Genomic DNA, 13230 nt, shown 5'->3' with positions numbered 1-13230 from the left:
GCAGGTAGCTAGGTGAGGAAGGCTGCCTGTATCGTTACCAATTACCCGCCATCTATGGCGATTCGCCAGATGCTGGTGTCCGGACCGCGGCGGGCATCTGAACTGGGCGAGCGATGTGGGCGGTCTTCCCGGACGTTCCGTGGGTCTGGATGACGGTCGTGCAGCGCTGTTGATGGTATTCGCCGCTGCGTCAGGACTTTGTCATTACGTGGATGGATATCGAAGCTTCTCAGCCATCTTTCCGGTTTTGAGGGCGATATCTTCACGGCCACGACCGAGGGCGAGGACGCCGTCGAGAAGTTCATGCCGGTCCTCGCCGAGGTGCCGCAGCTTTTCGAACCCGGCGAAATGTTCTCTTACAACAACGCGGCTTTCTCGGTTCTGGGCCGGATCGTGGAGGTTGTTCGTGGCAAGCACTATGAGGCTTGCTTGCGCGAGTACCTGATCGATCCGCTGCGGCTCAAGCACGCGGCCACGGGGGCGGGCGAGGCAATCATGTTCCGTGCGGCGCTTGGTCATCTCAGCTCGAGCGAGGGTGCTGCCCCGGAGCCGGCGCAGGTCTGGTCGCTGGTGCGTTCGAACGCTCCGGCCGGATCCGTTTTCGCTATGAGCGCGAGCAACCTTGTCGCCTTCGCGAAGATGCACATCGACGGCGGAGTTGGCCCGGATGGCAAACAGGTCCTGAGCGCCGAAAGCGTTGCAGCAATGCAGGAACAGCAGGTCAAGCTTCCGGAGCTCGGTCTCATGGGCGATAGCTGGGGTCTTGGCTGGGAGCTGTTCAATTGGGAGGGCGGGCCCGTCATCGGCCATGACGGAGGAACAATCGGCCAGACCGCTTTCCTCCGCGTGATCCCTGGGCAGAAGGCCGCGGTTGCGGTGCTGACAAACGGCGGCGATGCTCTTGGCCTTTACAGGGAGCTCATCTCCCCCGTCATCAACCGTCTCACTGGCGTTGTCGTGCCGGAGCTTCCCGCCCCCGCCAACGACGTCCACGCCATCGATGCCTCGCGCTACGTCGGCACCTACAGCTCACAGGTCGCGGACTCCCATGTCACCCAGGACGCAGAGGGGCGGATCTGGATCGAACAGAAGATGAAGGGGATCTTCGCCGGGCTTGCCCCGGAGCAGCCCCGGGTCGAGCTGGTGCATTGGAAGGGCGACACCCTTATCCCGCGTAAAGCCCGTCATGGGATGCACACACCGCATGCCTTCGTGGGCAACGACGGCGACGGCAACGCGCTGTACTTGCACACTGGTCGCGCCGATCGGCGCGTGTCGGCATGAGCGCTGCGATCTCGGATGTCTTCACGCGGGTTGGAGCCACCGGTTTCCTGCACGCGCGTGAAGTCGGAGCGGACGGCGGCGACGAGGTCTCGGTCCGCTCCGACGAGCGTGTAATTCTTGCGTCCGTCTTCAAGGTCTTTGTCCTGGTCGCCTTTGTTCGCGCGGTTGATGCCGGCCGGCTGGATCCGAGCGGGCGGACAATTGTCACTGCGCGCTACCGCACCGGCGGGGTTGGCACCGCGGGATTCGCCGACGATGTCGAGGCCAGCTGGCGTGACCTTGCCTACAACATGATGGTGATGAGCGATAACGCCGCAACCGACGTCCTCTACCACCGGCTAGGTCGGGAGGCAGTTGAGCAGGTCGTGAGCGACCTGAGGCTCAGCCAGACGCGTCTGATCGGCTGCTGCGAAGACTTGTTCGCTTCGGTTGTTGAAGACCTCGGCGGCGGGTCGGAGAGCGACCTTGAGGAGCTGCTGGGTGCGGCGACGGCCGAGCAGATCTGGGGCTTGTCGATCCTTGATCCGCTGCGCACTGCCGCGTCGACTCCGCGGGACATCACGACACTGCTGAATGCCATCTGGACTGACACCGCGGCGTCTCCGGCGGCCTGCAAGATCGCCAGGGACATCATGGCACAGCAGATCTGGCCGCACCGGCTGTCGTCGGGATTCCCGAGTGATGTACTGATTGCCGCGAAGACGGGAACCGTGCCCGCAGTGCGCAATGAGGCGGGCGTCGTCACCTACCCGGACGGACGGCAGTATGCGGTCGCCGTCTTCACCAGAGCTGACTCGCTGGCAGAGCGGCTGCCCGCCGTCGACGCCTCCATCGGCGTCGCCGGTCACCTCGCGGTTGAGCACCTCCGGACGCTTTCCTCGTAACTGCACCCGCACACATCCCATCCCGCACACAACAGCTGGAGGCATCCCATGCGTTCCATCACCCCACTCGTCGCCCTCGTTGGGGCGGCAGCACTCACGCTCACGGCCTGCACCGCGCCCGGCGCTTCCGGCAACGACGCCGGCGGCGAGCTTGCCACCGACGGCACCTTCACGATGGCAATCGGCGCCGACCCGGGAAACCTCAACCCCATGATTACCGCGATGAGTGTCGCGCGCACCATCGACCGCTTCCTCTATTCGCGCCTCGTCGAGGTAGGCAACGACGGCACCATCCTTTCCGGGCTCGCGAGCGCGTGGGAGGCCGACACCACCAACGCCACCTTCACCCTGCGCAACGACGCCACCTGCGCTGACGGCACCGTGATCACCGCATCAATGCTCGCGGAGAACATCAACTTCATTGCGGACCCGAAGAACGGCTCACCCCTCGTCGGGCTAAACGTACAGGCCGGCACCGTCGCGACAGGCGAGGACGCAACCGGCGTGCTGAGTGTGAGGAGCGGCGCGCCCGACGCGTTCCTGCTCGAAAACGTTGGCAGCGTGCACATGGTGTGCGGGCCGGCGCTTGCCAACGCGGATGCGCTCGCCAAGGGGGAAGGCGCGACCGGCATGTACACGATGACCGGGATCGCCCCGAACTCGCAGTACACACTGACCCGGCGCAAAGAGTTCGTTTGGGGGCCCGGCACCTGGGACCCGAAGCAGGCCGGCATCCCCGCCACGGTCATCTTCAAGGTCCTGCCCAACGAGACCACCGCGACAAATCTGCTGCTTTCCGGCGAGCTGAACGCCGCACAGGTTGTGGGGCCCGATTCCGGGCGGCTGCGCGCCAAGAAGCTCTTCTCCCATGATGTTCAGGCTGGTTTGGGACAGATTCACTTCAACAAGAACCCAAAGAAGCTGCTTTCTGATGAGGCACTTCGCATTGCCCTCACCCAGGGCCTGAACCTCGAAGAGCTGCGCGCGGTTCTCTCAAGCGGCACAGGCACCGCGCCGAGCAATCTCGTCAACCTGGCGCCGAACCCCTGCAATGCCGACGTGGCGGCGGCCAGCATCCCGGCCTTCGATGTGAAGGCCGCAGCCGACGCGCTCGATTCCGCCGGCTGGAAGCCCGGATCGGACGGTATACGCCAGAAGAACGGAGCGAAGCTCTCACTGAGCGTCATCTACCCCTCGTATATTTCCGACTCTTTCGGCTCGACCTCAGAGCTGCTGCAGTCGATGTGGAAAAAGATCGGCGTTGAGGCGACCCCCAGGGGTGTCGATGCCAACGGCGTGAGCGAGACGCTCTTCGGTACCGGCGACTGGGACGTTTCACTCATCTCACTGGGCGTTGGCCTGCCCAGCCAGATCGTGCCGTTCTTCTCCGGCAAAACCCCGCCGAACGGCTCAAACTTCGGCTACACCGATAACGCGGACTACATCGCCGCCGCGAGCTCTGCCGCGACGAAACCGGGCAAAGAAGGTTGTGAGGACTGGTCGGACGCCGAGGCGGCACTGATCGGCGCCGCAGACGTCATCCCGTTCGCGAACTCGGTTGTGTCTGTGTTCGGCAGCAAGGCGAAGTTCACTCAGAGCGACAGTCTCGAGCCCGCGTCAATTCGTCTGTTCAAGTAACCCGAGAAGGTGGGCAGCCCCATGACCAGCACCACAGCCGAAACAGTGGCCACACCCGCTGCCGCACCCGCCGCCGCACCACGGGCAGGAATCAGCCCCTGGCTGAGCTTCGCGCTGCGACGGGGCGGACAGTTCATCGTCTCGCTGTGGGTGCTGATCACGGCGGCCTTCCTCATGATCCACCTCGTGCCCGGGGACCCCGTTCGCGCGGCACTGGGCATGAACGCACCAGTCGAGCTGGTCGAGGCCCGGCGCGCCGCGCTCGGCCTCGACCAGCCGCTGATCGTGCAATACGTGAACTACTTCGCCAAGCTCTTCACCGGAAATCTCGGGGTTTCCACCATCACGAACGAGCCGGTCCCCCACATTATCGCGACACGGTTCCCTGCCACTGTGCAGATCGCCCTGCTCGCCTGCCTCCTCGTTCTGCTCGTCGCCCTTCCGCTCGGCGTCACCATGGCCGTGGTGACCCGCGGCGGCCGCAGACGCGGGCTCGAACTCAGCTTCGCCATCATTTGTGTGGTGTTCGCCGCAATCCCCGAGTTCCTCCTCGGCGTCGGGCTCGTCTACATCTTCGCGGTCAACCTCGGGTGGTTCCCGATCGCCGGCAATGACAGCCCGTTGGCGCTGGTCTTACCCGTTGTCGCCCTGGCCGTCGGGCCAATCGCTGTCTTCTCCCGCATCATCCGCGTCGAGGTCCTCAGCGTCCTCGGCCAGGACTTCGTGCGCACCGCCCGCGCCAAGCGCCTGGCCCCGCGCAAGATCTATATCCGCCACGCCCTCCCCAACGCCATGACGGCGACGCTCACCCTCACCGGTCTCCTCCTCAGCGGCATGGTCGCGGGCACCGTGCTTGTCGAAAACATCTTCGCCTGGCCGGGCCTGGGCACCATGATCGTGCAGTCCATCCTGTCCAAGGACTACCCGGTGGTGCAGTCCATCGTGCTCATCTATGGAATCGGTGTACTTCTCGTCAACCTCCTCATCGATATCGTCCTTGCACTTCTCGATCCGCGCTCAACAATCCGGGAGTCCTGATGCCCACTCGCCTGAAGTGGCTTTCCATCGTCCGTAGCCCGGTCGGGGCCACCGCCACGGTTCTCGTCCTTCTCGTCGCCCTGCTCGCGATCTTTGCCCCCCTGCTCTGGGGCGCACAGGCCCAGGCCATCGACACCTATGGCACACAGCAAGGTCCAAGCGCTGAACACCTCCTTGGAACGGATGCGCTGGGGCGCGACGTCCTCGCCCGCGTGTTGGTTGCCACCCAGCTCTCGGTCGCCCTCGCCGTCATCGCAGTCCTCATCGGCGTCACGGTCGGAACCCTGCTCGGTACGGCCCCCTCCGTGCTCCCGCGCTGGGCCGGACGCCTCGTCGTCGGCATCGTCAACATTGCCGTCGCTTTCCCCGGCCTCCTGCTCGCGCTGTTCTTCGCCGTGGTCTTCGGCGTCGGCACCACCGGGGCCGTGCTCGCCATCGGCTTTGCCATGGCCCCGAGCTTTGCCCGCCTCACCCAGACCATGTCTGCCGCGATCGCCGGCCGTGACTTCATCTCCGCCGCGCGCACCGCCGGCGTCTCGCGCCTGCGCATCCTCATCCGGCACGTACTGCCAAACATTGCCGAGCCTCTCATCGTCAACGCGACCGTTGCCGCCGGCGGTGCGCTGCTGGCCTTCGCCGGCCTGTCTTTTCTCGGGATCGGCGTACAGCTTCCCGCCTACGACTGGGGCAAGCTGCTCAGCGAGGGACTCAACCGCATCTACATCAACCCCGCCGCAGCCTTCGGCCCGGCCGCCGCCGTCATCGTTGCCGGCCTCGCGTTCAACCTCCTCGGCGAGAGCGCCGCATCCGTTGCCGGTGGCCGCGTCGCCATCGGTCGTTGGACGCTCCCGCCGCTGCCGCAGCCCACCACCCGTGCGGTTCCCACCGTTTCCACCGTTTCCACCGGCACGATCCTGAGCATCGAGAACCTCCGCGTCTCATACCCAACACCCGGCGGCCTGGTGCACCCCGTTCGCGGAGTGAGCTTCGAGATCAGGGAGGGTGAGGCGCTGGGAGTGGTCGGCGAATCCGGCTCGGGCAAAAGCCTGACCGCGCTGGCCGCCTCCCGACTCATCGAACCACCAGGGGTCGTGGACGCCGATCGCCTCGAGTTCAACGGCATCCAGATCCTGACCGCACCGGAGAAGACCATTCGTGGGCTGCTCGGCACGTCACTGGCAATGGTGTTTCAGGACCCCATGACCTCGTTCAACCCCACCCGACGCATCGGCAGCCAACTCGCCGAAGCCGCACAGGAACACCAGGGCATGAGCAGACAGGATGCCATGGAACGCGCCGTCAGGCGGCTCCAGGCAGTGCGCGTGCCCGCAGCCGCCCGGCGCGCCGAACAGTACCCGCACGAGTTCTCCGGCGGGATGCGACAGCGCGCGATGATCGCGATGGGCCTCATGAACAGCCCCAAGCTGATCATCGCCGACGAACCGACCACCGCCCTCGATGTCACGGTACAGCGCCAGGTTCTTCGGCTCCTGGCGCGGGTGCGCACCGACACGAACGCGGCGATCCTGCTGATCAGCCACGACATCGCCGTCGTCTCGCAAAGCTGCGAGCGCGTGCTGGTCATGTACGCCGGGCGCATCGTCGAAGATCTTCCGACGGCGGACCTCTACACGGGCGCACGCCACCCCTATACCCGCGCCCTGCTTGAGGTCGTGCCCGATCTGGACACCGACCGCGAAGAGCCCCTCGGTGTGATTCCCGGCCGCCCGCTCGGCACCCGGGGAGGTGCCGCCCGGATGCGCCTTCGCCGCTCGTTGCCCGCTGGCGACGGCACAGTGCCGCGAATCCGACCCCGAGCTGGAGATCCACGGCGGCAGGCACCGGATCGCCTGCTGGAACCCCGTAGGGGGCGATAGCGGCGTGAGGCTGCCGGAGCCAGGCAGCGCCGCCGCGCACACCGAAGCTGCGCCGGTCGCAACTGTGGGAGGCACGCGGTGAGCGAGCTACGTTTTGATCATGTCAGCGTGAGATACGGGTCCCGTGGCACGGGCCTGACCGCCGTCGATGACGCCTCGCTGACCATCCCCTCCGGGTCCGTCGTCGGCCTCGTCGGCGAATCAGGTTCGGGCAAGTCCACGCTCGCCCGCGCTGCCATCGGGCTCGCCCCTGTCACGGGCGGCACGATCACGCTCGACGGTGTCGATGTCAGGAAACTGCGGCGCCGGCATCCGATTCAGATGGTCTTCCAGGACCCGTTCTCCTCGCTCGATCCGCGGATGACGATCGGGGAGTCCATCGCCGAGATGATTCCGCGCGGCACGTTCTCCTCGGCCGCGGCCAAGCGCGCCGAGGTCGGGCGTTTGCTTGAGCTTGTCAACCTTGACCCCGACCGTGCGGGTTCGCTGCCGGGTGCCCTCTCGGGCGGCCAACGCCAGCGCATCGGCCTGGCCCGGGCGCTTGCCGCACGGCCCGAGGTCATCATCGCCGATGAGATCACCTCGGCGCTTGACGTGTCGGTGCAGGGCTCGGTGCTGAACCTCGTGCGCGATGTCTGCGCCGAGCTGGAGCTCACGATGCTGTTCATCTCGCACAACCTCTCGGTGGTGCGCTATCTGAGCGACTACATCGCCGTGATGTACCTCGGCCACATCGTCGAGCTCGGACCGGTCGATGAGGTGCTGAACAACGCCAAGCACCCGTATACCCGCGAGCTGCTCGCCTCCGTGCCGACCCGCCACGGCAACCTTCTTGCCGTTGATCCGGCCGCCCTGTTGGACGTCGAGCCCGCAGACCCCCATCACCCGCCGAGCGGGTGCCGCTTCAACCCTCGTTGCCCGATGGGGCCGCTGGTCCACCCCGGGCGTCAGATCTGCGTGCAGAGCCCGCCGCCGCTTCCCACGACGGCGCGGCACGCCGCGGCCTGCCACTTCGCCGGGCCCGCAAGCTCCTTGGGCGGGTACCCCGAGCTGTCGACCCCGCTTGGCGACAGCATCCGCTCCAGCTAGACCCCGCACAACGTACCCCCTTGAACAGGAGACTCACGATGGCACAACAACGTGTAAGCATTGACAAGCTCATTGCCACGCAGCTTCCAGAGCAGCCCGCCCTGTCGCCGGACGGTGGCAGCATCGCCTATGTTCTGAAGAGCACCAACCGCGCCGAAGACCGCGACGAACGCTCACTGTGGCTCGTGGCCGCCGAGGGCGGGGAACCGCGCCGCTTGACCCTTGGAACCGGCGACTCGACACCGAGGTGGAGTCCGGATGGCACACGTCTGGCCTTCCTGCGCGCCCAGGATGGGCCGCCGCAGATCTGGGTTCTGCCGGTCGGCGGCGGCGAAGCCGAGCAGGTCACGACGCAGCCGCTCGGCGCCGGCGCCCCCGTGTGGAGCGGCGACGGCACGCGCATCGCGTTCTGCGGCCCCATCGACTCTGCTGCGTTGCCCGGCGAAGGCAGCGATGACGCCGCGAAGCGCCGCACGGCACCAATCGTCATCAACAGGCTCGGCTACAAGGCCGACGGTGCCGGTCTCCTTGGCACGCTGCGCAAGCACATCCACGTCGTGGCCCTGGGCAGCGGCGAGATCACCCGGCTGACCCGCGGCGACTGGCACGCCGGTGATCCGGTCTGGTCCCCGGACGGCGAACGGATCGCCTTCTCCACCGGCAAAGAGGCCGATTCAGACCTCACCTTCGAGACGGCCGCCTATGTGGTGTCCTCCAGCGAGGGCAACGCCAGGCCACGCCTCGTCGGTGCCGCCGATGTGCAGCTCGCCGTCACCGGCTGGACCCCTGATGGCGCCAAGCTCATCGCCGTCGGTCGCACCGATGCCGAGGTGGGAAACGCGAGCGTGCTGCTCCTTCCCCTGGACGGCGAAGCGCCGCGGGACATCACCTCGGCCCTGGACCGCAATGTCATGCCGGGCGGCGCGGGCTACCCGGGCGCTTTCCCGCAACTGAGTGCCGATGGCCAGACAGTCTTCTTCTGCCTGCGCGACGGCGGTTACACCCACCTCTACGCTACGGGCATCGACGGTGCGGTGCAGCGTGTCATCGTCGGCGGAGCGGCCAACGTGTCCGGGGTTTCCGTCGTCGGCAACACCGCCGCGATCGTGCTCTCGACGGAAACGTCCTTCGGTGAAATCGCCACGGTCGATCTGCGCTCTGGCACCGCTACGCCGCTCACGAGCTACTCGCCGGAGGAGACCGGCCTCATCGTCGCCGAGCCGCGGAGCTTCACGACCTCGGATGGCCTCCTCGTGCACGGCTGGCTGCGCCGGGACCCGCAGCGCACCGGCCCCCTGCCGCTCCTGCTCGATGTGCACGGCGGGCCGCACAATGCGTGGAACGGGGCCGCGGACCCCGTCCACGCCTACCACCACGAACTCGTTGCCCGCGGCTGGGCTGTGCTCACGCTCAACCCGCGCGGCAGCGACGGCTACGGCAACGACTTCTTCCGCGGAGTTCTCGGCGGCTGGGGCACGAGCGACGCCAAGGACTTCCTCGAGCCGATCGACGATCTCGTCGCCGAGGGTGTTGCCGACCCTGCACGACTCGCCGTCACCGGCTACAGCTACGGCGGCTTCATGGCCTGCTACCTCACCTCGCGCGAGAACCGCTTCGCCGCGGCCGTCGCCGGCGGTGTTGTCGCCGACCTCACGAGTGTCGCGGGCACATCGGACGCCGGCCACTTCCTGTCGCGCCTTGAGAACGGTGCCCTGCCGTGGAAGAACCCGGAACTCCTGGCCCCGCAATCGCCCTACAGCCTGGTGGGCCAGGTCCGAACCCCGACCCTCATCGTGCAGGGCGGCGAGGACCACCGTTGCCCGGTCGGCCAGGCCGAGCAGTGGTTCACCGCCCTCCGCGAACAGGACGTGCCCAGCGAGCTCGTGCTCTACCCGGGCGGCTCGCACCTGTTTATTCTCAACGGGGCGCCCTCGCACCGCGCCGACTGGAACAAGCGCATCGTCGACTGGGTGGAGCGCTACGCCCCGGCCGCCGGCACCCCCGTTCGCAAGAAGGCCCTCAACGCCGCGCACTGGCAGCAGCGCCTGAGCGAGCTGGCCGCCGCCCACAAAGTTCCCGGGGCCACGCTCGGCATCCTGCGCCTGGGCGAGGAGCCTGTCCTGGCGAGCCACGGCGTTCTCAACATCAACACCGGCGTCCAGACCACCGAGGACTCCGTCTTCCAGATCGGCTCGATCTCGAAAGTGTGGACGGCGACCGTCATCATGCAGCTCGTCGACGAGGGCAAGCTCGACCTCGATGCTCCGATCCTCGACGTGGTCCCCGAGTTCCGGGTCGCCGACGCCGAGGTGAGCAAGTCGGTGACAATGCGTCACCTGCTCACCCACACCAGCGGCATCGACGGTGACGTTTTCACCGACACCGGCCGTGGCGACGACTGCCTCGAAAAGTACGTCCAGGCCCTCTCCGAGGTCAAGCAGAACCACCCCATCGGGGCGACCTTCTCGTACTGCAACTCCGGCTTCGCACTCATGGGCCGCGTGATCGAAAAGCTCACCGGTCTCAGCTGGGATGACGCCCTTCGCGATCGCCTGTTCACACCGCTGGGCCTCAAGCACACCGTGACGCTGCCCGAGGAGGCTCTGCTCCACCGTGCCGCCGCCGGCCATGTGGGCGCCGACGAGAACGGCCCCCCTTCTCGCCCCGATGTGGTCACTCCCCCGCTCCCTTGGCCCCGCCGGACTCATCGATGCCACCGCGGCAGACGTGCTCGAGTTCGCCCGCATGCATCTGAGGTCCGGGCTCGCGACCGACGGCACCCGCATTCTCTCGGCGCAGAGCGCCGAGCTCATGACCACGCACCAGAGCGACGTTCCTGACCCGTACGTGCTCGGCGATTCCTGGGGCCTGGGCTGGATCCGCTTCGACTGGGGCGGAAAGCGCCTCTACGGTCACGACGGCAACACGATCGGCCAGGCCGCCTTCCTGCGGATCCTGCCAGAAGATGGCCTCGCCGTGACGCTGCTCACCAACGGCGGCAACACACGCGATCTGTACATCGAGCTCTACAACGAGATCTTCGGCGAACTGGCCGAGATCTCGATTCCGGGATCGTTCGGCCCGCCAGCGGAGCCGTACACGGGCGACATGTCGGCGTATCTGGGTACCTACGAGCGCTCCGGCGTCCTCATGGAGGTCTTCAAGGAGGAGGAAGCCGTGCGCATGCGCACGACCGTGAGCGGCGTCGTCGCCAAATCCATGCCGAATCCCGTCGAAGAGTACGCCCTCACCCCGGTGAGCGATGGCCAATTCGCGCTGCGGGCGCCCGGCACCCAGGGGTGGCTCTCGCTGGTTTTCTACGCACTGCCGACGGGCGAGCAGTACGTGCATTTCGGTGCACGGGCCATGCCCAAGGTGGCGTTGTGAACTTCGACACCCAGCAGATGCTCGAAGACCTGCGTACGGTCATCGAACGCGAATCGCCCTCCGCGGACCTGGCTGCCATCGCCCGCAGCGCGGACACGATCACCGAGCTCGGGGAACGGCTGCTCGGCTGCTCCCCCGAGCGGATCGTGATCGAGGGGCACACCCACCTGCGCTGGCGCTTCGGTACCCCCCGGGTTCTCGTCCTCTGCCACCACGACACGGTCTGGCCGGTCGGATCGCTCATCGAGCATCCGTTCGAGGTCAACGGCGACGTGCTGCGCGGGCCGGGCTCCTTCGATATGAAGGCCGGACTGGTGATGGCGTTCCATGCCATTGCGGCCCTTCCGAACCGTGATGGCGTGAGCCTGCTGGTGACCGGCGACGAGGAGCTCGGTTCGCCCAGCTCCCGGCAGCTCATCGAAGACGAGGCCCTGGGCTGCGCCGCTGCCCTCGTTCTTGAGGCATCGGCCGACGGTGGCGCGCTCAAGGTTGCCCGCAAGGGTGTCTCACTGTACGAGGTCGCGGTGCAGGGGCGGGCGGCGCACGCCGGTCTTGAGCCCGAGCGCGGTGTCAACGCTTCGATCGAGGCCGCGCACCAGATCCTTGCCGTTGCAGGCCTGGGCGACGCGGAACTGGGCACGACGGTCACGCCGACGTTGCTGCGCTCCGGCACGACCACAAACACCGTCCCGGCCGCATCCAGTTTCGCCGTGGACGTGCGGGTGCGCACGCTCGCCGAGCAAGACAGGGTGGACACGGCAATGCGCGGGCTCGCGGCGACGTTACCCGATGCCGTGCTGAACGTCACCGGTGGGGCGAACCGTCCGCCACTGGAGGAATCGGCCGCGTTGGGATTGTTCGCCCGTGCCAGCCGCTTGGCTGAGGAGCTTGGGCTCGGCCGTCTTGAGGGCGCCTCGGTCGGCGGGGCCTCCGATGGCAACTTCACGGCCGGGATCGGCGTTCCTACGCTCGACGGGCTCGGCGCGGTGGGCGGTGGTGCGCACGCGGACAATGAACACGCGCTCGTTGGGGCATGGATCGAACGTACTGGCCTCGTCCATGCGCTCATCGCCGAGCTCATCCACGAGTTTGCACGCACGGATCCTGCCGCATCGGTATCGGCATGATGAGGGCCCTGGGCGCCAGCGGCACAAGTGAAGGCCTCCTCGAGGACGCCCGTCAGGCGGCGCGGGCCGCGGCGGACTCCGCGGGCATCACGATCCGTCTGCTGCACCAGGTCGAGGAATTCTCCGAGGTCGTGGCGCTCTTCGAGCGCATTTGGGCCTCGGATCTGGCCCGGGGGCCGGTCAATACGGAAACCCTGCGGGCAATTTCGACGGCGGGAAGCTGGTCGGTGCGTGCATGGGGTTCTTTGCCGCACCCTCACAGCAGGCACTGCACAGCCATATCGCGGGCGTCGACGCTCGAATGCGTGGCCGCGGCCTGCCACGGAACGCCCGCGGCTCCGGGGCCGGGCGCACACCGGGCCGATGACGCCCAGACGCTGCTTGAGCCCTCCGCGCACGAGGAGCCGGCCAGGCGAAGAACCGGAGCGGGGCTCGTGCTTGTCCGGCCCCCGGATGACATCGAGGCGCTGCGCCGCAGGGCGCCCGAGACCGCTTCGCGCTGGCGGGCCGCCCTGCGCGAGAGCCTGGGTGCGCTCATGGATGATGGCGGGCGGGTGCTCGGCTTCGATTCCTCGCGCCGCTATGTCATCGACACGAAGGCGCGGTCCTGACCTTGGCGCCCTGCTCGTCCACGGAACACCGCCGGGCTGCATTCGGTAACACCGGACGAAATCGGGGTACGATTTCGTCGTGCGCAACAATGTCGAGTCGTACCGTCCGCCCGTAGTGTCGGAGACGTGCTCATTTCAGTGACGACACGTCCGCGCTCAAGCCTTGGCCGGGTGCTCGAAGACCTCGGAACGACCCTTCTTGAGCTCGTCTGCGGAAACGCGGAGGCCCAACAGCAGATCGAGACGGTCATCATCCACGACTGCCTCGACGATGCGGTCCCCTCACACGGTGCGC

Annotated in this window: 10 protein-coding genes; all 10 read left to right on the top strand. The window is 66.9% G+C overall.

The features are described from left to right. The first annotated feature begins 198 nt into the window (after window positions 1–198). Entirely contained in the window at window positions 199–1284 is a 1086-nt protein-coding gene (locus tag NVV90_RS10810; protein WP_258437312.1) for a serine hydrolase, read from the top strand. Beyond that, entirely contained in the window at window positions 1281–2168 is an 888-nt protein-coding gene (locus tag NVV90_RS10805) for a serine hydrolase (protein WP_258437311.1), read from the top strand. Before NVV90_RS10810 ends, NVV90_RS10805 begins: the two co-directional genes overlap by 4 nt. A gap of 48 nt (window positions 2169–2216) precedes the next feature. Next, entirely contained in the window at window positions 2217–3806 is a 1590-nt protein-coding gene (locus NVV90_RS10800; protein ID WP_258437310.1) for an ABC transporter substrate-binding protein, read from the top strand. A 21-nt stretch (window positions 3807–3827) separates the two neighbouring features. Further along, window positions 3828–4844: an ABC transporter permease gene (locus NVV90_RS10795; protein ID WP_258437309.1), complete on the top strand. Its 1017-nt coding sequence runs from the start codon at window positions 3828–3830 to the stop codon at window positions 4842–4844. Further along, entirely contained in the window at window positions 4844–6721 is a 1878-nt protein-coding gene (locus NVV90_RS10790) for a dipeptide/oligopeptide/nickel ABC transporter permease/ATP-binding protein (protein WP_258437308.1), read from the top strand. Before NVV90_RS10795 ends, NVV90_RS10790 begins: the two co-directional genes overlap by 1 nt. A 108-nt stretch (window positions 6722–6829) precedes the next feature. Next, window positions 6830–7810, top strand: a complete 981-nt coding sequence (locus tag NVV90_RS10785; RefSeq protein WP_258437307.1) for an ABC transporter ATP-binding protein — start codon at window positions 6830–6832, stop codon at window positions 7808–7810. 38 nt (window positions 7811–7848) lie between these two features. Beyond that, entirely contained in the window at window positions 7849–10650 is a 2802-nt protein-coding gene (locus tag NVV90_RS10780) for a serine hydrolase (protein ID WP_396125303.1), read from the top strand. Continuing rightward, a complete protein-coding gene (locus tag NVV90_RS10775) occupies window positions 10556–11197 on the top strand; it encodes a serine hydrolase (RefSeq protein WP_396125302.1) in 642 nt (213 codons plus the stop codon). The genes NVV90_RS10780 and NVV90_RS10775 overlap by 95 nt, the downstream gene beginning before the upstream one ends. Continuing rightward, on the top strand, window positions 11194–12324 hold the full coding sequence (locus NVV90_RS10770) for a M20 family metallopeptidase (protein WP_258437305.1): 1131 nt from the start codon (window positions 11194–11196) through the stop codon (window positions 12322–12324). Before NVV90_RS10775 ends, NVV90_RS10770 begins: the two co-directional genes overlap by 4 nt. After that, complete coding sequence (locus NVV90_RS10765) at window positions 12321–12935, top strand: hypothetical protein (RefSeq protein ID WP_258437304.1); 615 nt, start codon at window positions 12321–12323, stop codon at window positions 12933–12935. Before NVV90_RS10770 ends, NVV90_RS10765 begins: the two co-directional genes overlap by 4 nt. The last annotated feature ends 295 nt before the right edge of the window (window positions 12936–13230 follow it).

This window comes from Arthrobacter sp. CJ23 (genome assembly GCF_024741795.1).
In the GTDB taxonomy this organism is placed as follows: domain Bacteria; phylum Actinomycetota; class Actinomycetes; order Actinomycetales; family Micrococcaceae; genus Arthrobacter.
The sequence above is the reverse complement of the archived record's forward strand: the minus strand, read 5'-3'. Positions and strand labels throughout refer to the sequence as shown.